General features: G+C 63.7%; 27 protein-coding genes and 1 pseudogene. 21 read left to right on the forward strand and 7 right to left on the reverse strand.

From position 1 onward, the window contains the following. Positions 1-3 precede the first annotated feature (3 nt). A complete protein-coding gene (locus tag ORS3428_RS13880; RefSeq protein ID WP_071098589.1) occupies positions 4-1083 on the reverse strand; it encodes a LacI family DNA-binding transcriptional regulator in 1080 nt (359 codons plus the stop codon). A 178-nt stretch (positions 1084-1261) separates the two neighbouring features. Here ORS3428_RS13880 and ORS3428_RS33505 point away from each other — a divergent pair, with 178 nt between their 5' ends. After that, entirely contained in the window at positions 1262-1405 is a 144-nt protein-coding gene (locus tag ORS3428_RS33505) for a hypothetical protein (RefSeq protein WP_172833687.1), read from the forward strand. A gap of 57 nt (positions 1406-1462) precedes the next feature. Next, positions 1463-1594, forward strand: a complete 132-nt coding sequence (locus ORS3428_RS34215) for a hypothetical protein (RefSeq protein ID WP_274534805.1) — start codon at positions 1463-1465, stop codon at positions 1592-1594. A 145-nt stretch (positions 1595-1739) separates the two neighbouring features. On the opposite strand, the gene ORS3428_RS13885 is transcribed toward ORS3428_RS34215, so the two are convergent. Next, on the reverse strand, positions 1740-2114 hold the full coding sequence (locus tag ORS3428_RS13885; protein ID WP_071098591.1) for a DUF423 domain-containing protein: 375 nt from the start codon (positions 2112-2114) through the stop codon (positions 1740-1742). A gap of 39 nt (positions 2115-2153) precedes the next feature. Continuing rightward, positions 2154-3407, reverse strand: a complete 1254-nt coding sequence (locus ORS3428_RS13890; RefSeq protein WP_071098593.1) for a multidrug efflux MFS transporter — start codon at positions 3405-3407, stop codon at positions 2154-2156. A gap of 119 nt (positions 3408-3526) precedes the next feature. Here ORS3428_RS13890 and ORS3428_RS13895 point away from each other — a divergent pair, with 119 nt between their 5' ends. Continuing rightward, positions 3527-4192 carry a GntR family transcriptional regulator gene (locus ORS3428_RS13895; RefSeq protein ID WP_071098595.1) on the forward strand — a complete coding sequence of 222 codons (666 nt, stop codon included), beginning with the start codon at positions 3527-3529 and terminating at the stop codon, positions 4190-4192. Positions 4193-4327: 135 nt separating this feature from the next. Beyond that, positions 4328-5299, forward strand: coding sequence for a glycosyl transferase family 90 (locus ORS3428_RS13900; protein ID WP_071098597.1), 972 nt, complete (start codon positions 4328-4330; stop codon positions 5297-5299). Positions 5300-5305: 6 nt separating this feature from the next. On the opposite strand, the gene ORS3428_RS13905 is transcribed toward ORS3428_RS13900, so the two are convergent. Continuing rightward, positions 5306-6349 (reverse strand): aldo/keto reductase, encoded by a 1044-nt coding sequence (locus ORS3428_RS13905; protein WP_071098600.1) that lies wholly within the window; start codon positions 6347-6349, stop codon positions 5306-5308. 296 nt (positions 6350-6645) lie between these two features. On the opposite strand from ORS3428_RS13905, the pseudogene ppk2 reads away from it, so the two are divergent. Continuing rightward, a pseudogene (ppk2, locus tag ORS3428_RS13910) lies at positions 6646-7565 on the forward strand (polyphosphate kinase 2). 200 nt (positions 7566-7765) lie between these two features. Here the strand turns inward: ppk2 and ORS3428_RS13915 are convergent. The 3 genes from ORS3428_RS13915 to ORS3428_RS13925 all read right to left on the reverse strand — a co-directional run bounded on the left by ORS3428_RS13915 (position 7766) and on the right by ORS3428_RS13925 (position 10605). Then, on the reverse strand, positions 7766-8413 hold the full coding sequence (locus tag ORS3428_RS13915; RefSeq protein ID WP_071099258.1) for a dihydrofolate reductase family protein: 648 nt from the start codon (positions 8411-8413) through the stop codon (positions 7766-7768). Between the two features lie 187 nt (positions 8414-8600). Next, a complete protein-coding gene (hemB, locus tag ORS3428_RS13920; RefSeq protein WP_071098602.1) occupies positions 8601-9632 on the reverse strand; it encodes a porphobilinogen synthase in 1032 nt (343 codons plus the stop codon). A 223-nt stretch (positions 9633-9855) separates the two neighbouring features. Continuing rightward, on the reverse strand, positions 9856-10605 hold the full coding sequence (locus tag ORS3428_RS13925; RefSeq protein ID WP_244507959.1) for a DUF2066 domain-containing protein: 750 nt from the start codon (positions 10603-10605) through the stop codon (positions 9856-9858). A gap of 237 nt (positions 10606-10842) precedes the next feature. Between ORS3428_RS13925 and ORS3428_RS13930 the strand changes: the two genes are divergently transcribed. The 16 genes from ORS3428_RS13930 (at position 10843) to ORS3428_RS14000 (ending at position 24141) form a co-directional block, all read left to right on the forward strand. Next, positions 10843-11886: an enoyl-CoA hydratase/isomerase family protein gene (locus ORS3428_RS13930; RefSeq protein ID WP_071098606.1), complete on the forward strand. Its 1044-nt coding sequence runs from the start codon at positions 10843-10845 to the stop codon at positions 11884-11886. Continuing rightward, entirely contained in the window at positions 11883-12305 is a 423-nt protein-coding gene (locus ORS3428_RS13935; protein WP_071098608.1) for a DUF6163 family protein, read from the forward strand. Before ORS3428_RS13930 ends, ORS3428_RS13935 begins: the two co-directional genes overlap by 4 nt. A gap of 242 nt (positions 12306-12547) precedes the next feature. Continuing rightward, positions 12548-13063: a transcriptional regulator LdtR gene (gene ldtR, locus ORS3428_RS13940; protein ID WP_071098610.1), complete on the forward strand. Its 516-nt coding sequence runs from the start codon at positions 12548-12550 to the stop codon at positions 13061-13063. A gap of 195 nt (positions 13064-13258) precedes the next feature. Continuing rightward, positions 13259-13711 carry a hypothetical protein gene (locus ORS3428_RS13945; RefSeq protein ID WP_071098613.1) on the forward strand — a complete coding sequence of 151 codons (453 nt, stop codon included), beginning with the start codon at positions 13259-13261 and terminating at the stop codon, positions 13709-13711. 308 nt (positions 13712-14019) lie between these two features. Then, a complete protein-coding gene (locus tag ORS3428_RS13950) occupies positions 14020-15273 on the forward strand; it encodes a L,D-transpeptidase family protein (RefSeq protein WP_071098616.1) in 1254 nt (417 codons plus the stop codon). Positions 15274-15630: 357 nt separating this feature from the next. Further along, the gene (glyA, locus tag ORS3428_RS13955) at positions 15631-16944 is read left to right on the forward strand and encodes a serine hydroxymethyltransferase (protein WP_071099259.1); all 1314 of its coding nucleotides are present in this window, start codon (positions 15631-15633) and stop codon (positions 16942-16944) included. 79 nt (positions 16945-17023) lie between these two features. Continuing rightward, a complete protein-coding gene (locus ORS3428_RS13960; RefSeq protein WP_071098618.1) occupies positions 17024-17614 on the forward strand; it encodes a hypothetical protein in 591 nt (196 codons plus the stop codon). Positions 17615-17764: 150 nt separating this feature from the next. Further along, positions 17765-18244 (forward strand): transcriptional regulator NrdR, encoded by a 480-nt coding sequence (gene nrdR / locus ORS3428_RS13965; RefSeq protein WP_071098621.1) that lies wholly within the window; start codon positions 17765-17767, stop codon positions 18242-18244. A 1-nt stretch (position 18245) separates the two neighbouring features. Then, entirely contained in the window at positions 18246-19373 is a 1128-nt protein-coding gene (gene ribD, locus ORS3428_RS13970; RefSeq protein ID WP_172833688.1) for a bifunctional diaminohydroxyphosphoribosylaminopyrimidine deaminase/5-amino-6-(5-phosphoribosylamino)uracil reductase RibD, read from the forward strand. A gap of 60 nt (positions 19374-19433) precedes the next feature. Continuing rightward, a complete protein-coding gene (locus ORS3428_RS13975; RefSeq protein ID WP_071098623.1) occupies positions 19434-20051 on the forward strand; it encodes a riboflavin synthase in 618 nt (205 codons plus the stop codon). Positions 20052-20123: 72 nt separating this feature from the next. Further along, positions 20124-20384: a CopG family ribbon-helix-helix protein gene (locus ORS3428_RS31510; RefSeq protein WP_083355134.1), complete on the forward strand. Its 261-nt coding sequence runs from the start codon at positions 20124-20126 to the stop codon at positions 20382-20384. Continuing rightward, positions 20384-20656, forward strand: coding sequence for a type II toxin-antitoxin system RelE/ParE family toxin (locus ORS3428_RS31515; RefSeq protein ID WP_083355135.1), 273 nt, complete (start codon positions 20384-20386; stop codon positions 20654-20656). Before ORS3428_RS31510 ends, ORS3428_RS31515 begins: the two co-directional genes overlap by 1 nt. A gap of 151 nt (positions 20657-20807) precedes the next feature. Continuing rightward, positions 20808-21797, forward strand: a complete 990-nt coding sequence (locus ORS3428_RS13985) for a methyltransferase (RefSeq protein WP_071098628.1) — start codon at positions 20808-20810, stop codon at positions 21795-21797. A 138-nt stretch (positions 21798-21935) separates the two neighbouring features. Further along, on the forward strand, positions 21936-22430 hold the full coding sequence (gene ribH, locus ORS3428_RS13990) for a 6,7-dimethyl-8-ribityllumazine synthase (protein ID WP_071098630.1): 495 nt from the start codon (positions 21936-21938) through the stop codon (positions 22428-22430). After that, on the forward strand, positions 22427-22921 hold the full coding sequence (gene nusB / locus ORS3428_RS13995) for a transcription antitermination factor NusB (protein ID WP_071098632.1): 495 nt from the start codon (positions 22427-22429) through the stop codon (positions 22919-22921). Before ribH ends, nusB begins: the two co-directional genes overlap by 4 nt. Then, on the forward strand, positions 22918-24141 hold the full coding sequence (locus ORS3428_RS14000; protein ID WP_071098635.1) for an MFS transporter: 1224 nt from the start codon (positions 22918-22920) through the stop codon (positions 24139-24141). The genes nusB and ORS3428_RS14000 overlap by 4 nt, the downstream gene beginning before the upstream one ends. Positions 24142-24300: the final 159 nt, after the last annotated feature.

Here is a 24300-nt window from a genome sequence, read left to right on the forward strand (position 1 = left end):
CTCTCAGGTCTTCGGGGCAGGGCCGGTTGAGGCCCTCACGACGAGCTCGACGCCCATCGTCTCGCGGCGCACCGTGCCGTCGAAGTCGAGGATCATATGAGCCGCTCGCCGGCCGATCTCGGTGATCGGCTGGGCGATCGTGGTCAGCGGCGGGTCGCAGAGCGCGCCGTCCGGCACACCGTCGAAGCCGACGATGGAAACATCCTGCGGCACCTTGAGTCCCCGAGCGGTCAGCCATTCGATGGCGATCAGGGCCATCCGGTCCGACATCGCCAGGATGGCGGTCGGCCGCTCGCCGCCGGCGAAGATCGCTTCGAGCCCGGCCCTGGTGCTGTTCTCTTCGTTCTCGGTCTCGAAGATCGGGATCTTTGTCGTGTCGACGCCGAAGCGGGAAAGTTCCTCGAAATAGCCGGCGAGACGATCGCGAGTCCCCGTATAAACAGCCGAGCGGACCATTTCCGGCGTGACGAAGCCGGTGCGGACCTCGCCGAGGGTCAGCGACAGAACCGCAAAGCGACGATGGCCGAGCTCGGCGAGATGGCGCGCTGCGAGCCGCCCGCCGGCAATATTGTCGACGCCGATCGCCGAAATGGTCTCATCGTGAAAGCCGAGCTCGAGCGCGACGAAAGGCAGCTTGCGCTCGCGCGTCAGGTCGACAAGGCGCGAGCCGCCTTCGATGCAGAACAGGATAAAGCCGTCGACGAGCGCGCTCTGGATGTTCCAGGCGAGCTTTTCCTGGTTCGCGGCCGAGACCAGGGCGATGCCCGCGCCCGTGGCATCGCAGGCTTCGGAAATGCCGGCCATCATGACGCGGGCAAAAGGATCCTCGAAGAAATAGGAGAGGGGCTCTGTCGTGCCGACGCCGATGGCGTTGACCTTGCCGGCGCGCAGCAGGCGCCCCTTGGGGTCGGGGCCGGCATACCCCATGGCCTCAGCCACCGCTTTGACCCGCTCTCGCACCTCCTGACGCACGACCTCCGGGCGGCTGAAGACGTTCGAGGCCGTGCCGTGTGACACGCCGGCCGCCTTGGCGATATCCGCCAGCCGGATGGGTCGTGCCTGGCCTTCGATGGGTGATGGCATGTCGCTCCTCCGAATCCGGTCACGTTGCGAGCATGACCGCGTAATGGTTGCCGGTCATCTAACATTTTCATTGGATCGATTCAAATTTTGCTTGACTTCAAAGGTCGCGAGCCTATGATTTGAATCGATCCAAGATCGTTTTCGCGCAATCAAGAGCAGGCTTGAGAAGGAGGGTACCATGCATCCGATCAACTATCTGTTCGAAGAGGTATACCGCAACGATTGGGGCATCGCCTCCGCCGTGGCGAGCGAGAAACGCCGTGGCAGGGCAAGCCCGTGGAAGCGCGAGCCACGCTTCATCGTGGAGCGTAAGCGCGCGTGAAACCAAGTTCATATTTGTTCCGATCGATTGGATCGATTCAACTCAAGGAAGCCAGTCATGCATCCGATCAGCCACCTTTTCCAGGACATCTACCGCAATTACTGGGGCATCTCACCGGCGACCGAGCGGCCTGAACGGCTGCGCGCAGCAGAGGCGCGCAGGTGGAAACCGCGTGCGCAGCGGCAATAATCCGATTCCGCGGCTTCTCTCGCGACAATCGCCGGGATTGGGCTAACGCATGTCTCCCGAAGGTGGGAATCCGTCTCGGGACAAAGACATGCGTAAAATCAAAACCTAAAGCGCATGGTGCGAATCTGAAAGATCGCGACGCGCTTTAAGGCCGGAGGCGCCACAGCGCCGAGACGGCGATCGCCAGCCAGCCCGCGATCAGCAAGGTTCCGCCGATCGGCGCCGACATCGGAAACAATCGCGAGCCGAGGAAATCGCGGGCAAGCAGGTCGCCCGCGAACAAGAGCAGGCCGAGGAGCAGCACCAGGCTCGCGATCCTGAGGCACCGGTTGCCGCCGGCAAGGCCGATGGCGAGGAAGACCGGCGCATGCGTCAACAGGAACGAGGCGGCGGTGGCGGTGAAGGCGCCGCCGCGATGCGCGGCGGCCGCCGAAAGCGCCACGCCCGCCGCGCCGACGAGCCCGCCCGCCAGGACGAAGATACGGCTGCCGCCGTTTGATGGTTGTGCGGCAATGCTCATATCGGACGCTCCGTTTTGCGTTAGAGAGACAAGCCTCTCTCAGGACTCGCCAGCCTCGACCAGCATATGCCGCGCCCGCCGCGACTGGACAATCCAGTTGTAGACCGCTCCCAGCGCCATCAGCACCGATGTGCCGAGAAACACCGCCCGCATGCCGAAATGCCCGCCGACGAAACCGCCGGCCAGTGGCCCCGCGACCTGGCCGACATATTGCGCAGAGATCGACAATCCCAGCACATTGCCGCCGACGCCGTCGGGAATGTTGTGGCGGATGACGCTGGTGATGCAGGGCAAAAGGCCGCCCAGCGCCAGGCCCATCAGGAAGCGCAGTCCGATCAACTGCCAGCCGTCGGTAACGAAAGCTTGTGGAATAAGCAGCAATGCCGAGACGGYGAGTGCGCCGACCACGACATTCCAATGGYCGACCCGGTCGGCGAGCTTGCCCAGCCATGACGAGGAAAGGATGGTGCCGAGGGCTGCCGCAGACATCACCACGCCTGCAACCATCGTCACCCTGCTCTGGTCTTCGACGAGCCGCTGCACATAGACGGTGATGATCGGCTCGACCGACATGGTGGCGAAGGCGAGCAGCATGCTGGTCGTCAGCATCGCCACGACCGGGCGCTTGTCCGGGATCTGCGACCAGCCGCTCTTCGGCTTGTCCGTCGAGGCAGCTTTCACCGAAGGCGCAGGCGGGTTTTCCTTGATCAGGAAGGTCGTCGCCAGGAAGGCCAGGAAGATGACACCGCCGGAGAGCAGGAAAGTCGCGCGGATGCCGATCACCGGCGGCAGCACGCCGCCGAGCAGCGGCCCGACCAGCGAACCCGCCGTGATGCCGGCAGACAGCACGCCGAGCGCCAAGCCGGAACGCTCCTTCGGCGTCTGCATTGCGACCAGAATGGTCGATCCGGAAGAATAGCCGCCGGCAAAGCCGATCAGCAACCTGAGCAGCACCAACTGCCAGACGCTCTCAACCATGCCGGTAAGCGACATGCAGATCGCCATGCCGAACGAGGCCCGCACCAGCATCAGCTTGCGGCCGTAACGGTCGCCGAGTCGCCCCCACAAGGGGGCCACCAGCGCCGCGGCGAAGAAGGTGGCGCCATAGGCGATGCCCGACCATTGCACGATTGCCGCGTGCCCCTCGGCGCCAAGCTGTTCGACATAAAGCGGCAGGAAGGGCAACAGCAGCGTCATGGCAATCAGCGTGCTGAACGAGCCGGCAAAGCAGACCGCGAGATTGCGCCGCCAATGGACGTTGTAGCCGCTCTGTTCCGTGGTGCCGTGCGCCATACCGTGCCTGCCCGATGATCCGCTATTGTTCCGGATACCGCTTTGGGATACCAAACTGGTATCCGTCATGAACCTCAACCCAGCCGCTGTCAATGCGGCGCCGAAGAGCGGAACGACAAATGTCGCAGATGCAGAATGTCGAAAGGCAGCTTCGCGAAATGATCCTCGGGCTGGAGATCGGCCCGGGCGAGCGGCTGACCGAGCGCTGGATCGAAAGCCGATTCGGCGCCTCGCGCACGCCCGTCAGGGCAGCGCTGCTGCGCCTCGAGACCGAAGGGCTGATCGGGCGCGACGGCCGTGGCTGGACGGTGGCTCCGATCAATCTTGCCGAGCTAGGCCAGATCGCCGTCTACCGCGAGGCGGTCGAGGTGGCGGCGGTCCGGCTGACGGCTGCGCTGGAAGATCGCAGCGGGGTCGAGGTGATCGCGGCGATGCTCGATTCCTGCGACGCCGACACGCCGCGCGAGGAATGGCATCGCGTCGGCATGGACTTCCACATCGAGCTCGCCAGGCTTTCCGGCAACGAGTTCCTGTTGCGAGCGGTGCGCGACGCGATGACCAGGCTGTCGCGCGCCCGCTGGCTGGAAGTGCGCGACGAAGCGGCCCTTGGTCGCGCCTGGGCCGAGCACCATCAGATCCTGGCGGCCGTGCGGACCGGCGATGCCGACGCGGCCGCGCGGCTGCTCTCGGCTCACATAGCCGGCAGCCGCGACCGGCTGGTGGCCTCGCTGCATGACGACCGGCGCGGGCTGCGCGCCAGGGGCTTCGCCGTCGTCGCTGCGTGACCTCCCCRCAAAACGCCTCCGAGCATTTACGCTCTTGCGAGTTCGTCCGAGGTCGTGGGCTTGCAAGATGCTCGGCACAATGTGTAGGAGGCGCGGGCGGACTACTCCGCCACCAATCTTTGAAACGACGGACGCATGGCCTCGCCCTCACGCACCGCAGCGCGGGTATTTTATTTCGTGCGCAACATCACGCGCGATGTTGCGCCGCAGATTCTCTTTCGCCACCGCCTGGCCGGCCGGCTGCGGCAAGCGAAGCTCTCCGGCGAAACGGTGCGCGCTCGCGTCAACTATTACAACAAGCTCGACCATAGTTTCGTGCCGAGCGCGAAGGCCGTGCCAGCGGGGCGGATACCGAGCTTCGGCAGCATGTACTATTACGATCTGAAGGAGTTCACCCGCTACTTCGATCGCGGCCTGCTGATCGATCTCGAATTCGGTGACGTCGTTGCCGTGCCCAAGCAGCCTTCGATCGTGAAGGATCGGCCGATCAGGAGCGGCAACGGCAAGGCCGTGATCATGAAGCTCGACAAGTTCCGTCATTTCCGGATGCCTCGCGACAGGACGTCCTTCGCCGACAAGCGCCCGGGCGTCGTGTGGCGCGGCGAGCTCAACAACCCGATCCGGACCCGGTTCCTGGAGGCGGTGCGCCACCTGCCGTTCTGCGATGTCGGGACGCCGAAGAAGACGGCGAAGCCGGAATATCGCAAGCCTTACCTGACCATCGAGCAGCAGCGGCGCTACCGCTACATCGTTTCGCTCGAAGGCAACGATGTGGCGACCAACCTGAAATGGATCATGAGCTCCAACTCGCTCTGCCTGATGCCGCCGCCGAAATACGAGACCTGGTTCGCCGAAGCGCAGCTTGAGGCCAACGTGCATTACGTGCCGCTGGCGCCCGACTTTTCTGACGTCGCCGACAAGGTCGCCTATTTCGAAAAGCATCCGGTCGAGGCCGAGCGCATTGTCGCCGCCGCCAACGCCTATTGCCGCACCTTCCTCAACGAAAAGGACGAGCAGGCCATCTCGCTGCTCGTCCTCTACAAATATTTCGTGCTGAGCGGCCAGATCGATCCCGATCCGGAAATCTGGCGCTACATCACGGGCTGACGGCGCTCAGATCTCGCTGCGGTCGAGGACCAGATCGGCCGGGCCGAACCGGTCCTTGGCCGTGAACTGCTGGTGCCAGTAGGGATAAAGCACCGGCGGTCGGCTGACGGCGTCGAGGCGCATGCGCTCGTCAAGGGACAGGGTCAGGCTTGCCGCGGCAAGGTTGTCCTTGAGCTGGGTTTCGTTGCGGGCGCCGATCACCAGCGAACTGACGGCCGGGCGGCCGAGCAGCCAGGCGAGCGCCACCTGCGCGGCCGACACGCCGCGCGCCTTGCCGATTTCGACCAGCACGTCGACGATCCGCCACAGCCGATCCTCGTCGCGGATCGGCGGCTCCGACCAGCCGCCAAGCTGCCGCGCGGTAGGACTGTCGCGGTTGTATTTGCCTGAGAGCAGGCCGCCGGCCAGCGGGCTCCACACCAGCACGCCGAGGCCCTGGTCGACCGAGATCGGCAGTAACTCATACTCGGCCTCGCGTGCTTCCAGCGTGTAGTGGATCTGCTGCGTGACGAAACGGGGCCGATGCTGGCTGTCGCTGATCGAGAGCGCCTTCATCACCTGCCAGCCGGAATAGTTGGAGCAGCCGACATAGCGGACCTTGCCCTGGCTGACCAAAGTGTCGAGTGCGGCGATCGTCTCCTCCAGCGGCGTGACGCCGTCCCATTCGTGCAGGAAAWAGATGTCGATGACATCGGTCTTGAGCCGCTTCAGGCTCCGCTCGCATTCGCGGATCAGGTGATGGCGCGACAGGCCTTCGTCATTGGGGCCGTTGCCGATCCGCATGCGCGCCTTGGAGGCGATCAGCACGTCGTTCTTGCGCTTGCCGCCGAGCGCCGCGCCGACGATCTCTTCGGACAGGCCGCTGGAATAGACATTGGCGGTGTCGATCAGATTGATGCCGGCATCGATGCAGGTGTCGATGATGCGGCTGGCCTCCGCAAGGTCGGAGTTGCCGACCGCGGCGAAGGGCCCCGTGCCACCGAAGGTCATAGTGCCAAGGGTCAATGTCGAAACCTTCAGGCCGGAGCGGCCAAGGGTACGGTATTCCATATCGGGTCCTCGCGATCGGATTGAAAAGGAGCRCCGCGGCGGGCGCCGGAAAGAGGCGAGGGCATTTCTAGGACAATTCGAACAGCCTGTCGCCACATCATCGATCAAAACAAAGACACTTGAAGCGCGTCGCCTCAATCCCTTTCAACGCGCTTCACGCCAACGCCTTGCCGAGCCTACGGTTGCAATAAAACCGTCATTGCGCGTCTGTATCCCAGTCGGCTTACGCAGTGGCGTTTCCGGCTGCGGCCGGAACGCGCCCGAAGCGACGATGGCTGAAAGGCAGGAACAGCGCGATGAAGGAAGTCAAAGGGAATTCCGCGGCAAAGGACTGGCTTGAAGCCGAACTCGCCGACACGCTCGATGAGGACTATGAGCTGGAGATTTCCGAGCCCGCGCTCTCGCTTGAGATCGCCAGAATATACAACGACGCGCATCCGCCTTCGATCGAGCGCCAGACCTATTTTCGCGAGCTGCTGCGGTTGCAGGCGGAACTGATCAAGCTGCAGTCCTGGGTCGCCTACCACAAGAAGAAGCTGGTAGTGATCTTCGAGGGCCGCGACTCCGCCGGCAAGGGCGGCGTCATCAAGCGCATCACGCAGCGGCTCAACCCGCGCATCTGCCGCGTCGTGGCGCTGCCGGCGCCGACCGAGCGCGAGAGATCGCAATGGTATTTTCAGCGCTATGTTCCGCATCTGCCGGCGGGCGGCGAAATCGTCTTGTTCGACCGCTCTTGGTACAACCGCTCAGGCGTCGAGCGCGTCATGGGCTTTGCCACCCGGATCAGGTGGAGGAATTCTTCCACGACGTGCCCGAATTCGAGCGCATGCTGGTTCGCTCCGGCATCACGCTGGTGAAGTACTGGTTCTCGATCACCGACGAGGAGCAGCAGCTGCGCTTCCTGATGCGCATCCACGACCCGATGAAGCAGTGGAAGCTGTCGCCCATGGACCTGCAGTCGCGCGTGCGCTGGGAACAGTACACCAAGGCCAAGGAAGAGACCTTCGCCCGCACCAACATCAAGGAAGCGCCCTGGTTCATCGTCGAGGGCAACGACAAGAAGCGGGCACGGCTGAACTGCATCGACCACCTGTTGCAGCAGATGCCTTATGAGGACGTGCCGCACGAGGAGATCACGCTGCCGGAGCGCGTCTTCAATCCGGACTATGAGCGCCAGGTGCTGCCGCGCGAACTCTACGTGCCGCAGAAGTATTGAGATCCTTCCCTTCTCCCCGTTCCACGGGGAGAAGGTGCCCGAAGGGCGGATGAGGGGCGGCGCCGACATTGACAGTTTAGCGGGGCCGAACCGCTGCCTGGGCACTACTTCCACCGCTCGCGCTCCCCCTCATTGCCCTGCCGGGCATTTCTCCCCGTATAGTGACGGGAGAAAGGGGGCTGCGCCAAGGGTTTCGCTATCTACACCCGCCCGATCATCACATGCGTGGCATCAGCCGTCGCCACCTGCTCCGTGCAGCGGTAGCCGAGCTTCCGCATGTCAAGGCCGGCGAAAAGATGCTCGCCGGAGCCGAGCAGGACCGGCGAGATCGCGAGATGCATTTCGTCGATGAGGCTTTCCATCAGATATTGCCGGATGGTGGCGACGCCGCCTCCGATCCGCACGTCCTTGTCCTTAGCCGCCGCCTTCGCCTGTTCGAGCGCTGAATGGATGCCGTCGGTGACGAAATAAAATGTCGTACCGCCTTCCATGACGATCGGCGCCCGCTTGTGGTGAGTGAGCACGAAGACCGGCACATGATAGGGCGGGTTGTCGCCCCACCAGCCTTTCCAGCTCTCGTCCGGCCATTCGCCGCGAACGGGCCCGAACATGTTGCGGCCGAGGATCCAGGCGCCGACATTCTCGAAGCTGYGCACGGTGAAGCTGTCGTCGATGTCGGTCGTGCCGCCCTCCTTGCCGATCACCATCTGGCGGAAGGTACGGGTGCCGATCATCCATTTATGCAGATCTTCGCCGCCGACGCCGAGCGGTTTTTCGAGAGCCTGATCGGGACCAGCGCCGTAGCCGTCGAGCGACAGAGTGAAAGCGTTGACACGCACGCTGGACATCATCTCCTCCTAGGCCAGTTGTGATATGCAAGCAGGTATTGACTAGCTTAACCGATTGCAAAATGCAAGCGGTATTCGGCCGAATCAGAAGTGGATTCCGTCGTGCAAGGGTAAGGGCGAACTTGCCCATCGCGCGAATGCGATTGGAGGATGGGCCTGAAACGTTTTGCGAGAGTTGCCGAGAGGCCTACCCCCTCAGCATCTCCGCCACCGTCGGCGCGAAATACGTAAGAACGCCGTCGCAGCCGGCGCGCTTGAAGGCGATGAGCGATTCCAGCATCGCCTTCTCGCCGTCGATCCAGCCATTGGCGCTGGCCGCCTTGATCATCGAATATTCGCCAGACACCTGGTAGGCGAAAGTCGGCATCTGGAACTCGTCCTTCAGCCGGCGGATGATGTCGAGATAGGGCAGCCCAGGCTTCACCATCAGCATGTCTGCGCCTTCGGCGAGATCCTGCTCGGCCTCGCGCACAGCCTCGTCGGAATTGGCGTGGTCGATGTAATAGGTCTTCTTGTCGCCTTTGAGCAGGCCGGCGGTTCCGACCGCCTCGCGATAGGGGCCGTAGAAAGCTGAGGCGAATTTCGTCGCATAGGACATGATCGCCACGTCCTGGAAACCGTTGGCGTCGAGCGCGTCGCGGATGGCGCCGATGCGRCCGTCCATCATGTCCGACGGCGCGATGATGTCGGCGCCGGCGGCGGCCTGGATGACGGCCGCGGCGGTGACCTGTTCCACCGTCTCGTCATTGACGATGATGCCGTCGCGCAGGATGCCGTCATGGCCATGGCTGGTGAACGGGTCGAGCGCCGCGTCGGTGATGATGCCGATCTCGGGCACTGCATCCTTGATGGCGCGGGTGGCGCGGTTGATGACATTGTCCGGATCGAGGATATGCGAACCGGTCTCGTCGCGCAGCGATAGCTCGACGTTGGGGAAGGTGGCGATCGCCGGGATGCCGAGCTTGGCCGCGCGCTCGGCCTCCTTGACCGCGAGGTCGACGGACAGGCGATAGACGTCGGGCATGGCGGCGATCGGCTCGCGCACTTGCCTGCCGTCGACGACGAAGATCGGCCAGATCAGGTCGTTCACCGAGAGTTGGTTCTCCTGCACCAGGCGCCGCGACCAGTCAGCCTTGCGCATGCGCCGCAGCCGCCGGCTGCCGGTGATCTCGTCGACGCTGCGCGCGCCGGCAGGCTTTGCGGGGGTGAATCTGTTCATCGCCAAAACTCTCTTTTCGTTCCGGCTTTTACCATGCACCCTAGCCACTGACCAATGCGACACGATTGTGCCAGATCGGCTCAGTTTCCTCGCCCCCGCCAAAGCGGGGGAGAGGTGGCCTCGAAGCGGCGGGAGAGGGGGCCTTCGTAGGGCGCAGTCCCCCTCTCCGTCTCGGCTTCGCCGAGCCACCTCTCCCCCACTTCGTGGGGGCGAGGAACTCCGTTCAAGGCTGCCCGTTCCCGGACAAAATCTGCGCCGCGCCCCGGACCGCCACGCGAAAAGCCTCGTCGAAGCTCACGCCACGCGCCTGCCACTGGTATGTCTTGCCGCGATTGCTAAGCCGCCAGTCCGCGATCCAGCCCAATTCCTTGTCGCTCCACACGATGCTGCCGGCGAGCGCCCGGTCCGCACCCGCCTGCCGGGCGAGCCGGTCGAGCCTTGCCATATCGGCAGCCCGCAGCGCCTTGTCGTCGAGGTCGTCGAGTTGCTCCGTCTTTGGAAAACTGACACGCATCAGCAGCGGCACTGTGGCGTTGGCAAAGGACTCGCGCATCGTCTTGCCGCGGTCCTCGTCAGCCGTCAGCACAAAATGTTTTGTACCTTGCTCGGCTGTCAGGAAAACGGCGATTGGCGGCCGCTCGCCGGGCCAGGGCTTGCTGCCGAGCTGCGCCAGCAGCTTGTCGACCACCGCGGGCTTGTAGAGGCAGGTCAGGTCATGCGGCCGGTCGTGCGTGCCTTGCTCGTCATGGATCGGAATGCCTTCCAGCCGGTCATGATAGCGGAAGGACGCGACGAAGTCGGCTGCCTTGTCGCGCAGCGCCAGCATCTCCGGCCTCTGCAGGAGCCGCTGATCGCCGGAAACCCTGACCAGCACTTTCTCCAGGCAGTCCTTGAAGCCGATCTGCCGGTTCACTTCGCCGGTGCCGGTGACGATGGTCTGCGCCTGATAGAGCTCCGCCGCCGTCGCGGCCAACCCGGAGGGAACTCCCAGGCAAAGGAGACCTGCCAAGCCAGCCATGGAACGAGAAAATCCAGGCATCTCGATTTGCTCGAAAATCTGTCGACCCCGCGCGGGGCGCAATGGTTTGCCGGTTTCGTAACATCTGAGGCGGCCAGCCGCCAGAGCAGCGTCCACCGCCATTGACGCATCCCTGTGCCGTCTTTAGCACTTCAGTATCCCGCAAAGGGCGGAGAAAAGGATTCTCTGGTGATGGATTTTGGCGGAGGCGAGGAGATTCGCTTCGAGCGTTTGGGTAAGGCCGGCGTCGTCACGCTGGCGCGGCCGCAAGCGCTCAACGCTGTCACCCATCGCATGGTCAAGGCGCTCGGTAACGCGCTCGACGCCTGGGAGAAGGACGCCGGCGTCAGCGTCGTCGTCGTCAAGGCCGAAGGCAGGGCGTTTTCCGCCGGCGGCGACATCCTGCACATTTACGAGGCCGGCCGTGCCGGCAAGCCGCCGGTCGATTTCTTCGCCGACGAATACCGCCTCAACGCCCGCATCGCGCGCTTCAAGAAGCCGTATGTCGCGCTGATCGACGGCATCGTCATGGGCGGCGGCGTCGGCATTTCCTTCCACGGCTCGCATCGCGTGCTGACCGAGAACGCGCAGTTCGCCATGCCGGAAGTCGGCATCGGCTTCTTCCCCGATGTCGGCGCCAGCCACCTCTTGCCGGACCTCGGCGGCAGCTTCGGCATGTATCTAGGGCTGACGGGGAATCGCATCCGCTATGGCGATGCGCTGTGGTCGGGCCTCGCCACGCACACCATCAAGGCCGAGGATCAGGCAGGCCTGCTCGACGAACTGGCGGCGACCGGCGATCCGGATTCGGAGTTGCGCGGCTTCTTCACGCCCGCCAGGCGCGAAACGGAGCGGCAGGATTTGGAAGCGATAGCGCACCATTTCTCGCAAGCTTCGCTCGCCGATATCATCGCAAGCCTGGAGGAAGCTGCCGCCGGCGACGCCTTCGCCGCCAAGACGCTGGCCACCATCAAGACGCGCTCGCCGACAAGCCTCAATGTCGCCTGGCGCGAGATCAGCGCCGGGCTGACGCTGTCGATGGACGAGTGCATGAAGATGGAATTCCGCATCCTCAACCGCATGCTGGCCTGCCACGATTTCTATGAAGGCATCCGCGCCGCCATCATCGACAAGGGCACGAAGCCGCAGTGGCGGCCCGCCAGCCTCGATGCGGTGAGCGCCGCCGATGTCGATGCCTATTTCGCGCCGCTCGGGACCGGGGAGCTCGAACTGTGAGCGAGGTCACCTCCAGGCGCGTGGTGCTGCAGCCCTCGACCACGGAGGTGATCTTCGCCTGGTTCCAGCGGGTCATTGCCGGCTACTGCCTGCTGTTCGGCATCCTCTACTGGATCCGGCTGATCGGCATCTATCCGGGCGAGCTCTGGCGCTTCGACCTGATGCCGGTGCACTGGCAGGTGGCGGCGGCCACGCTTGCCGTCTTCTTTCCCTTCGCCGCCGCGGGCCTCTGGATGCTCGCCTCCTGGGGGCCGGTGATCTGGTTCATCTGCGCGGCGACCGAGACCGTCATGTATGCCGTCTTTCCCGATCTTTTCGGCCACCGGCTGCTGATCGTGATCTCGCATGCCTGCGTGGCGCTGCTTTACATTGTCTTCCGGGTCACTATCTGGATACAGAAGCGCCAGCTCCGGCAATAGGCAGCCGAGCCGCTCCGGTGGGCCGAGTTCGCGGCCGCGATTTGCCCCCACAATCATTGGCTAAATCTTTAGGTTAATTGATCTTGTTCGCGTGACCGTTCGTTAAGCCTCTTTCGAAACCTCTTGCCGGTAAGCTCTTGTTAGCCTTGGCGTTTAAGTCGAATTTTATGAGTATTCGATAGTGTCGCGATCAAGGTGAAAAACAAAAAAGATCACCGGGCGACAAACGAGAGGCAAAGACAATGAACAATTCGCGTCCGGCGGCGAAGACCGCTAACGTATCCGACGATCGCCGCGAGGCTATCCGTTCGCTTTACATGGAATCGCTGCAGCTGGTGGAGCGCCTGCACCGCCGTCTGCTTGACGTGATCAAGGACGAGTTCGACCGCRACGGCCGCTCTGACATCAACGCCATCCAGGCACTGCTGCTYTTCAACATAGGCAATTCGGAGCTGACCGCCGGTGAGTTGCGCTCGCGTGGCTATTATCTCGGTTCGAACGTCTCGTACAATCTGAAGAAGCTGGTCGATCTCGGCTTCATCAACCACCAGCGCTCGCGCATCGACCGCCGCTCCGTCCGCGTCTCGCTGACGCCGAAGGGCACCGAGGTGGCGGATGTCGTCGCCGGTCTCTACGAGCGCCATGTCGGCTCGATCGAGCACGTCGGCGGCATCAACACCGACGAGTTCAAGCAGATGAACCGCGCCCTGCAGCGCCTCGACCGCTTCTGGAACGACACCATCGCTTACCGGATGTAAGCGCGTCTGAGACCGGGAACACATCGAAGCCGCGCCGGAGAAGCGCGGCCGGAGAAAACTGTGGGGCCGGTGCTCGAAAAGCGCCGGTCCTTTCTTTTGCGAGGGCGAAGGGCAGCCGGCCGATCGACCTGCAAGGGGTGGTTGACCGTAGGGTTGAAGGCGTGGAAGCTTTCCCATCAAAGGGGAGGGGGAGTCATGCGCTATTTCCTGCTTGTGCTTTCCGCTTTGATCCTGGCTTCGCCGGTTCAAGCCAGGACGATCTCTTACGGCGCCAGGGCGGGCATGGAGCTCACGATTGTCAAAAAGACCGGCATCGGCACGTCRCATGCCAGCATCCTGACCAAGCACACCAGGCAAAACGCAATCGGCTTTTGCCGCGACTATGTCGGCAAGGTGACCGAGGATTGCATTGCCAAGGAAATGAATACGCCCTTGCATCTGGAGATCACCGCGGACTGCAAGACCGGGAAGTTCACCACCTTCTACGGCGCCAACATGCTCTTTCAGGGCCGCAGCCCTGCCGGCAGCGCGACAGACTACCTGATCACCGACACGGACGAGAACGTGGTGCTGGATGGCTCTGGCGCCTCCGGCTACGACTACACGCTGGAGCAGTTCAAGACCCTGTGCCCAAACCGGGTGAAGTAGGGACCGGAAGGGCGTCCGCTGCCGGCGATGCCAAAATGCCTCGGTCCGATTCTTTGATCGTATCACCGGTTGCAAATAGGGGGCCAAAGCCACGTTGCCGCCATAATCGCGGTGAAAGCGAGAATGCGGGTGATGCTGCGGGCCGAGGCCAGCGCCTCCTGAAACAGGCGTCGTGGTGCTACGTTTTCGCGCCCTGATGACGCAGGTCATGGTTGGCTAATTGTTAAGATTGCCGACCTTAGAGTGCTGGCGACCCGCCAGTAGAGCGAACTGAGCGAGATGATACAGCTAGAATGTCTGGAACGTCCATGAGAACCAGCCGCCGCTTCTTCCTCACCGGAGCCTCTGCGCTCGCCGCCGCTGTTGTTGCCGGCCATGCCAGCGCGCAGGATGTGGTCGGGGATATCCTCAAATCTTCGACCCGCGGCAATTGGGACGACCAGTTCGACGCCCGCGCCAGCGACACCAACAAGGTTGCCTCGACACTGCCGATTTTCAGCCTGCAGACTGTCGCCTTCACCGAGCAGGCGGTGGCGCAGTATCAGAACATCGTTGCCCAGGGCGGCTGGGAGCAGGTTCCGGCAACCAAGAAATTGCAGCTCGGCGACGACGATCCGGATGTCGTGCCGCTGCGCAAGCGCCTGATGGTCTCGGGCGACCTGCCGCAGAGCGCCGGCATCTCGACCGCCTTCGATTCCTATGTCGACGCGGCGGTGAAGCGCTTCCAGCTGCGCCACGGACTGCCGGCCGACGGCGCGATGGGCAAGTACACCTACGCGGCGATGAACGTGCCTGCCCAGATCCGGCTCGGCCAGCTGCAGACCAATCTGCAGCGCCTGCGCGAGAAGGCCGGCACGCTCGGCAGCCGTTATGTGCTGGTCGACATTCCGGCGGCGCAGGTCGAGGCGGTCGAGAACGATCGCGTCGTGCTTCGCCACACTGCGATCGTCGGCAAGATCGACCGCCAGACGCCCATCGTGAATTCCAAGATCAACGAGATCATCGTCAATCCTTACTGGAATGCGCCGGTCTCGATCGTGCGCAAGGACATCATTCCGCTGATGCGGAAGGACCCTAACTATCTGAAGGACAGCCATATCCGCCTGTTCGCGCCCGACGGCAGCGAGGTCGATCCGATGAGCATCGACTGGTCGACGGACGATGCCGCCAAATACCGCTTCCGCCAGGATCCCGGCGCCGGCAACGCGATGGCTTCGGTCAAGATCAACTTCCCGAGCCCGGACGGCGTCTACATGCACGACACGCCGCAGCAGAGCCTGTTCGGCAAGCTGATGCGCTTCGATTCCTCCGGCTKCGTGCGCGTCCAGAATGTGCGCGACCTGGTCACCTGGATCCTGCGCGATACCCCGGGCTGGGACCGCCAGCATTTCGAGGCGACGATCAAGACGGGCGAAAACACGCCGGTGGAGGTCGTCAATCCGGTGCCGGTCCACTTCCTCTATCTTTCGGCATGGTCGACCGCGCCGGGCGTCGTCCAGTTCCGCGACGACATCTACGGCCTCGACGGCAACGAGCAGCTGCAGATCACCTCTTCGCYGTAAGTCTCTGATAGCCAAAACAAAAAGGCTGCCCTTGAGGCGGCCTTTTTCATTTTGGCCTTTGGTTGGCAGCCTGATCGCTGCTTCCGGCGAGCCGGCATGGCGGCATAGGGGCGGAGTGCGGGCAGGCGCCATGTCCCCGCAGCCGCGATATCAACGACCATACGATGCGGGCGCGCTTACCGAGATTACGCTGACTGCACTCTGTGCCCAAAAGCCGGCAAGACGGCAAATAACGTTTCAGGCGATTGCTTGGCGCAATCCGGCCAGCAAATTTCGCGCCGCAAACGTGGCGGGCCAAACACAACTGTGTTAATGGCGGCGACCTCGCAGACCTCCGGCCCCAAGGGAAAGCAAGCCATGTCATCAGCCGCTGCAGCCTCCAGCAAATTCGAATCCTTCTTTGAGACCACGCTTGCCGATGCCGATCCGGAAATCTTCGGCGCCATCCGCAACGAGCTTGRCCGCCAGCGGCATGAGATTGAACTGATCGCGTCGGAGAATATCGTGTCCCGCGCGGTGCTCGAGGCGCAGGGCTCGATCATGACCAACAAATATGCCGAGGGCTATCCGGGCAAGCGCTACTATGGCGGCTGCCAGTTCGTCGACGTGGCCGAGGAACTGGCCATCGAGCGCGCCAAGAAGCTCTTCGGCTGTAACTTCGCCAACGTCCAGCCGAATTCCGGCAGCCAGATGAACCAGGYGGTGTTCCTCGGGTTGCTGCAGCCCGGCGACACCTTCATGGGCCTCGACCTCAATTCGGGCGGCCATCTCACCCATGGTTCGCCGGTCAACATGAGCGGCAAGTGGTTCAAGGTCGTGTCCTACGGCGTGCRCAGGGACGACCACCTGCTCGACATGGATGCGATCGAGAAGACCGCGCATGAGACGAAGCCGAAGCTGATCCTGGCCGGCGGCACCGCCTATTCGCGCGTCTGGGACTGGAAGCGCTTCCGCGAGATCGCCGATTCGATCGGCGCGTATCTGATGGTCGACATGGCGCACATCGCCGGCCTCGTCGCCGGCGGCATGCACCCGTCGCCGCTGCCGCACGCCCATGTCGTGACCACCACCACGCACAAGTCGCTGCGCGGCCCGCGCGGCGGCATGATCCTCTGCAATGACGAGGAGATCGCCAAGAAGATGAACTCGGCGGTGTTCCCGGGCCTGCAGGGCGGCCCGCTGATGCATGTCGTCGCCGCCAAGGCGGTGGCGCTCGGCGAGGCGCTGAAGCCGAGCTTCAAGGCCTATGCCGAAAGCATCGTCGCCAACGCCAAGGCRCTGGCCTCGAGCCTGCAGGAAACCGGGCTCGACATCGTCTCGGGCGGCACCGACAACCACCTGATGCTGGTCGACCTGCGTCCGAAGAATGCCACCGGCAAGCGCGCCGAGGCAGCGCTTGGCCGCGCCAACATCACCTGCAACAAGAACGGTATCCCCTTCGATCCGGAAAAGCCCTTCATCACCTCCGGTGTCCGCCTCGGCACGCCGGCAGGCACCACGCGCGGCTTTGGCCAGGCCGAATTCCGCGAGATCGGCAAGCTGATCGCCGAGGTGCTGGACGGGTTGAAGGTGGCGAACTCCGACGAAGGCAATGCCGCGGTCGAGGCTGCGGTCAAGGCCAAGGTCACGGCGCTGACCGATCGCTTCCCGCTCTACCCCTATCTCGGTTGACCGGCCGCGTCGCGTCATCTTTTATCCTTTACGCTTCGCGCCGCCTGATCGGGCGGCGCGGCTTGCTGGAGATTTGATGATGCGCAATTTCCGTCTTGCTGCCCTTGTCCTGTCTGGCTCGCTGACCGCTATCGCCGCGTGCGGCGCGGTGGCCCAGGAGCAGACCCAGCCGGCCAGCGATATGCCGGCCACCAACACTTTCGGCCGGTGGACCACGATCATTGATACGCTGGATACCGGGCAGGATGCGCACAAGACCTGCGCCGCCTCGACGGCGTTCGTCGACGGGAGCGGCAATGCGGGCACGCTCACGCTGTCGATCTCGACCGGTGACGCGCTGCCGCCCGATGCCTATCCCGCCGTGATGATCACGGTCGACAACAAGGATCTGCCGACCGGGAAAAACATCGCGGCTACCTTCGGCGACCCCGGAGTCAAGGTTTCCGCCACGGTCTATTCCAGCAACGGCGTCAATGGGCGTCCCAGCTGGACAGTCGACAACCAGGCCAAGACCAGTCTCGCTGTGCTGCGCGCCATGCGCAAAGTCACCTCGCTCGACATCACCTTCGGCAAGCAGACGGTCGCCAGCATCCCGATGGATGGCTTCACCAAGGCCTATCGCAATCTCGGCACGTCTTGCGGCTTCGCAACCAAGGACGTCGCACCGTAGCGCCGATGGCGGCGGGACCCGGGGCAGGGCGCTGGCAATCTTCCTCGCGCCTCGCTATCTCTGAGGCGCGAAATGTCTCTGCGCTTTGCCGTTGCGGCAAAACGCACTAAGCCTTTCCGCCACCCGAGAATCGCGAACCAAAGGCTCTCCATGCGCTGCCCCTATTGCCAGTCCGAAGATACGCAGGTGAAGGATTCGCGTCCCGCCGAGGACGGCGCGGCAATCCRCAGGCGGCGTGTCTGCCCTGACTGCGGCGGCCGCTTCACCACCTTCGAGCGTGTGCAACTGCGCGACCTCGTCGTCATCAAGAAGTCCGGTCGCAAGGTGCCCTTCGATCGCGACAAGCTCCTGCGCTCGGTGGAGATCGCGGTGCGCAAGCGCAATGTCGATCCCGAGCGCATCGACCGCGCCGTGACCGGCATCGTGCGCCAGCTCGAAAGCTCGGGCGAGACGGAAGTGGCCTCCGGCGAGGTCGGGCGCCTGGTCATGGAGGCGCTGAAATCGCTCGACGACGTCGCCTATGTCCGCTTCGCCTCGGTCTACCGCAATTTCCGCGAAGCCAAGGATTTCCATGAACTGCTCGGCGAGCTGAAGGGCGACGAGGAAAAGAGCGAAGAGGACGCCGGCTGAGATGGCGATGTCTCGACCGAGCGAGGCCGATCAGGCAGCCCTTGATCGCCGTTTCATGGCGGCGGCCATCAGGCTGTCGCGCCGCAATGCCGGCCGGACTTCGACCAATCCTTCCGTCGGCACCATCATCGTGCGCGACGATGGCGCGGGCCCGATGATCGTTGGCACTGGCGTCACCGCCATCGGCGGCCGGCCGCATGCCGAGACCGAGGCGCTGGCCGAGGCCGGCGAGCTGGCGCGCGGCGCCACCGCCTATGTCACGCTGGAGCCTTGCGCCCATCATGGCCGCACGCCGCCTTGCGCCAATGCGCTGGTCAATGCTGGCATTGCGCGCGTCGTGGGTGCGGCGAGCGATCCCGATCCGCGCGTCTCGGGCAAGGGCTACGCCATCCTGCGCGCCGCAGGTATCGAGGTGGTGGAGAGGGTGCTCGCCGCCGAGGCCGCCGAGCAGATGGCCGGCTATTTGATCCGATCATTGAAAAAACGCCCGGAAGTGATCCTGAAACTTGCGCTTTCGAGCGACCGCAAGATCGGCAGGAAAGGCGCCGGCCAGGTCGCCATCACCGGTGAGATTGCGCGGCGCGAAGTCTATCTGATGCGCGCTGAAGCGGACGCCATTCTGGTCGGCATCGGCACGGCGCTGGAAGACGATCCGGCGCTGACCGTACGCCTGCCGGGGCTGGAGAACCGGTCGCCGGCGCGCATCATCCTCGATCGCCAGATCCGGCTGCCGGAGACGTCCAAGCTTGTTTCCGGCGTCGACCATGTGCCGCTCTATGTTGCGGCATGCGCCGAAGCCGACCCGCACCGGCGGGACGCGCTTGAACGCGCAGGTGTGCATTTCATCGGCACCGAAACCTACAAGAGCGAAGTGGCCCTGCCGGAACTGCTGGAGGATCTTGCGGCACTTGGCATCGCGAGCGTGCTGGTCGAGGGCGGCGCCAAGGTGGCGAGGGCCTTCCTTGAGGAAGGTCTGGTCGACCGCATCGTGCTGTTCCAGGGGCCGGCCGCGATCGGCGAGGACGGCATTGCATCGCCCATCGACGCTGACCATATCCCGCCTGGGTTCCGCAAATTGCGTGAGATGCGCTTCGGCGAGGACAGCTACGCCGAGTGGATAAGACCGTGATCCCAAAAAGCGGGAACCGGCTTTGGACAAGATCAGGGTCAAGCTGAAAGACAGAATCCGATGTTTACTGGAATTGTCACCGACGTTGGAACTGTGGCGGCTGTGAAGCCTCTCAGCGAAGGCGTCGGCCTGCGCATCGACACCGCCTATGATCCCGAGACGATTGCGATCGGCGCCTCGATTTCCTGCGGCGGCGTCTGTCTGACCGTCACGGCGTTGCCCGAGCATGGCTCCAACGCGCGCTGGTTCGAGGTTGAGGCCTGGGAAGAAGCCTTGCGTCTCACCACCGCCTCGAGCTGGCGGACTGGCACCAGGATCAACCTCGAACGGGCACTGAAGATCGGCGATGAGCTCGGCGGCCACATCGTCTCGGGCCATATCGACGGCACGGCGGAGATCGTCGGGCGCAAGGAGGAGGGCGACGCCGTGCGCTTTACGCTGGAAGCGCCCCGGCATCTGGCGAAGTTCATCGCGCCGAAAGGCTCCGTCGCGCTCGACGGTACCTCGCTCACCGTCAACAAGGTCGAGGGCACGCGCTTCGACGTGCTTTTGATCCAGCATTCGCTGAGCGTCACCACCTGGGGCGACCGCCAGGAAGGCGACCGTGTCAACATCGAGATCGACACCATGGCCCGCTACGCCGCGCGCCTGGCGGAGGCGGCGAAAGAGGGGCTGTGAGGCTTTAGCCGCAGTCTGATCTCGACTTAATCAATGTTAATCGCTACGATTAAACATGATTGCGAGGTTCGAATGGACACAAAGGTAATCACTGCTCATGTTCCGCTGCCCCTTGCGGAGAAAGTAGACCAATTGGCTGCTCGACTTGAGCGCCCGCGTGGTTGGATCGTCAAACAAGCACTCTCCGCCTGGGTCGACTTGGAGGAGGAGCGCCAGCGGCTTACGCTTGAAGCGCTGGCCGATGTTGACGCTGGTCGGATTATAGACCACCCAGCTGTTCAATTATGGGCCGAGAGCCTTAGCGCTGAAAAACCGCTCCCGGTGCCACGTTGATGGAGCTGAAGTGGACCAGTAAGGCTTTGTCCGATCTGGTCAGGCTTCATGATTTTCTTGCACCAACAAACAGCCAGGCCGCCGCACGTGCAGTGCAGTCATTGGCTGCTGGGCCAGCACGGCTAATCGAGCATCCACGTATCGGTGAAAAGCTGGAAGAGTTCGAGCCACGGGAAGTACGCATTCTGGTCGGCAACTACGAGATTCGCTACGAAATACAGAACGCCACGATTTTTGTGCTTCGCCTATGGCACACGCGAGAGGATCGATAGGAGTGAGCTAGGTCCTCAGCGATCTTCCACTTGCTGTCAAMGCGGCTTCAGCCTCTGCCATCGCAATCCGCCTTTCCTCACGGCTTCCCACTTCACTTCTGCTCGCACCCCACGTAAGCTTTCTCCAAGGGAAAGCCCGGAGGGGAAAGGCGTGAGCAGCCCGTCGCAGCAAGTCGTAAGGCTTGGTTTCGGATTTGCCGTGTCGCAGGCGCTACGCGTGATTATCGAACTCGGCATTCCCGATCTTCTGGCACCCGGCGCAATGTCAGTTGAAGAATTGGCAGCTGCCACGAAGGTGGATGCCGAACCGCTCTACCGCGTGATGCGGCTTCTGGCGCCGGAGGGGGTTTTCACCGAAATTCGGCCTCGCCATTTTGCGTTGACGGAAGTCGGCGCAGCGCTTCGTTCCGATCGACCCGGACCGCGCGACTTCATCCGGATGACCAACAGCGAGCCCTATCTCGCCTTCGAACAACTCATGCATTCTGTCCGGACCGGAAAGCCGGYGTTCGACAAGGTGTTCGGAAGTCCGAGGTTCGATTGGCTCTCAAGCCACCCGGAGCAGGCCGCCCTGTTCCAGCAGGCCATGGTCGCCTTGGGCCAGGGCAACAACGAGGCGGTAGCCGACGCCTATGATTTCGGCCGATACACACGGGTCGTCGATGTCGGCGGCGGGCATGGACAGCTGCTTTCGGCGATCCTTGCCCGCAATCCCCATTTGAGTGGCGTTCTGTTCGATCTACCCTCCGGGGTGGCGGCGGCGCGCCGGGGTACCGGCGGCGAGCTGCCGCGCACCGACTTCGTCGCGGGCGACTTCTTCGAGGGCGTCCCGCCCGGCGACGTCTATGTGATCAAGAAGGTCATCCACGACTGGAATGATGAACGTGCCGGGCTGATCCTGCGGCGTTGCCGTGAGGCCATGCCGGCGCATGGCAAGGTGCTCGTGGCCGAGACGCTCGTGCCTCCGGGCGACGAGCCGCACCAGATCAAGGCCATCGATGTGGTCATGCTCGCGGTCACCGGCGGCCTGGAGCGGACGGAGGCACAATACGCCCGTCTGTTCGAAGGCGCCGGACTGCGGCTCGAGCGGGTGATCGGCACCCGGGCGCCGATCTCGATCCTCGAGGCCTCGCCTGCCTAACCAAAGTCGTTCGGAAAGATCGCGTTGAGCGCGATCGGAATTCGTCGAGAGACGCCGGGCCGGCGTCCGTTCGGCAATCTTGTGCTTGCGATCAACCCGGCTTCGGCCTAAGTCACCCGCGATCCCCCGGAGACTTTTATGGCTGGCACATCCCAACACGGCAAAGCGTTCATTCGTCCGAAGGCGAAGGCGCATCTGCTTATCGTCGAGGCGCGCTTCCACGACGATCTCGCCGACGCGCTGCTCGAAGGCGCGACCAGCGCGCTGGACGAAGCCGGCGCCACCTACGACGTCGTCACCGTTCCGGGCTCGCTGGAAATCCCGGCCGTGATCACTTTCGCGTTGGACGGCGCCCGCGAAGGCGGCATGCATTATGACGGATTTGTTGCCCTTGGCACGGTCATCCGTGGCGACACCTATCATTTCGACATCGTCGCCAATGAATCGAACCGCGCGCTGATGGACCTGTCGGTGCAGGAAGCGATCGCGATCGGCAACGGCATCCTGACCACCGAGAACGATGCGCAGGCCTGGACGCGCGCCAGGCGGACCGAGGGCGACAAGGGCGGCTTTGCCGCGCGCGCGGCGCTGACCATGATCGCGCTCAAAGAGAAATTCGGAGCCCAATCGTGAGCGAGCCTGCCCACAACGGAGCGGTGCGCCACGCCAACAAGCGGGGCGCCGCTCGCCTTGCCGCCGTCCAGGCGCTCTACCAGATGGATGTGGCCGGCAGCGGCGTCTTCGAGATCACCGCCGAATACGAGGCCTTCCGCCTCGGCAAGGAAGTCGACGGCGCACTCTATCGCGAGGCGGACGCGCAGTGGTTCCGCGCCATACTGACCGGCGTCGTCGAGAACCAGAAGACCATCGACCCGGTCATCCGCCAGGCGCTCACCGACGACTGGCCGCTGTCGCGTCTGGATTCCACGCTCCGCGCCATCCTGCGCGCCGGCGTCTATGAGCTGATGAAGCGGGACGATGTGCCGGTGGCCGTCATCGTCTCCGAATATGTCGACATCGCCAAGGCCTTCTACGAAGAGGACGAACCGAAGCTGGTGAACGCCGTGCTCGACCGCGTCTCGCGCCGGGTGCGCGGCGAGGGACGCGGCAAGGACGCGTCATGACGGCCGCCGTGGCCGTGGTCGCCGAAGGCGGCCGCGCAGCGCGACGCACGGCGCTGCTGCTTGCCTCGGCGCAAGCCATCGTGGGCTCCGCCGCGCCGATTTCCATTTCGCTCGGCGCACTTGCCGGGGAGTATCTGCTCGGTCCCGACAAATCGTTGGCGACGGCGCCGGTCACCGGCTTCAACCTCGGGGTGGCGCTCGGCGCCCTGCCGGCCGCCGCCATCATACGCCGGCTTGGCCACCGCGGCGGCTTCATGACCGGAACCGTCATCACCGCGCTCGGCGGTCTGACGGCGACGCTGGCCCTTTTTCAGGCAAGCTTCTGGCTGTTTGCCTTCGGCCTCGGCGTGATCGGTGTCGGCGGCGCCTTTGTCCAGCAGTTCCGCTTCGCCGCTGCCGACAACGCGCCGCCGGAATTCAAGGCGCGCGCCATTTCCTTCGTCCTGGCGGGGGGCATCGTCACCGCAATCCTCGGGCCGCAGATCGTCATCTATACTCGCGAGCTTCTCGCGCCGGTGATGTTTGCCGGATCCTTCGCCTCGATCCTGGTGCTGGCGGCCGTTGGCGCCGTGATCCTTTCCTTCCTGCATGTTTCCAAACGGACAAGCAGCACCGCTGCGATCGCTGAGAGCGACGCCCGCCCGCTGCTTGAGATCGCCACCCAGCCGCGCTTCGTCGCGGCCTTGTTCTGCGCTGTCGGCAGCTACGCGCTGATGAGCTTCGTCATGACCGGCGCGCCGCTCGCCATGGTCGGCTGCGGGCTCTCGACCGACGATGCCACGCTGGGCATTTCCTGGCATGTCATGGCGATGTTCGGGCCGAGCTTCTTCACCGGCTCGCTGATCCACCGCTTCGGCGCCGAGCGCATTGTGGCCATCGGGCTGGTCCTGCTCATCGGCTGCGCTGGCGTCGCGCTCTCTGGCTTGGCGCTCTGGCAGTTCTGGACGGCGCTGATCCTGCTCGGCCTTGGCTGGAATTTCGGCTTCATCGGCGCCACCTCCATGGTCGCCGCCAGCTACCGGCCCTCGGAGAAGGGCAAGGTGCAAGGCTTCCACGACTTCGTCCTGTTCGGGTCGGTCGCCTTCGCCTCGCTGATGTCGGGCGCCGTCTACAACGCCTGGGGCTGGACCATGCTGAACTGGGTCGTGTTCCCGGTTGTCGTTCTCTGCTTCCTGGCGCTCGGCGCATTGAAGCTGCCGGGCCTGCGCGCCGCCAACTGACATCACGCTGTCGGGACGTGGTGCAGCGCGGCATTCGCGCCGCAGACAAAATTATTGYGCGCATTCCAGCCGTTATGAAACCGTGTGCCCCGACGACGCGTTAAACCCGTGCTCACATACAGCCTCCGACCCTTCGGCTCACAGCAAAGGATTTCCACA

The sequence above is a fragment of the Mesorhizobium sp. ORS 3428 genome, assembly GCF_001854785.1.
Lineage (GTDB): Bacteria > Pseudomonadota > Alphaproteobacteria > Rhizobiales > Rhizobiaceae > Mesorhizobium.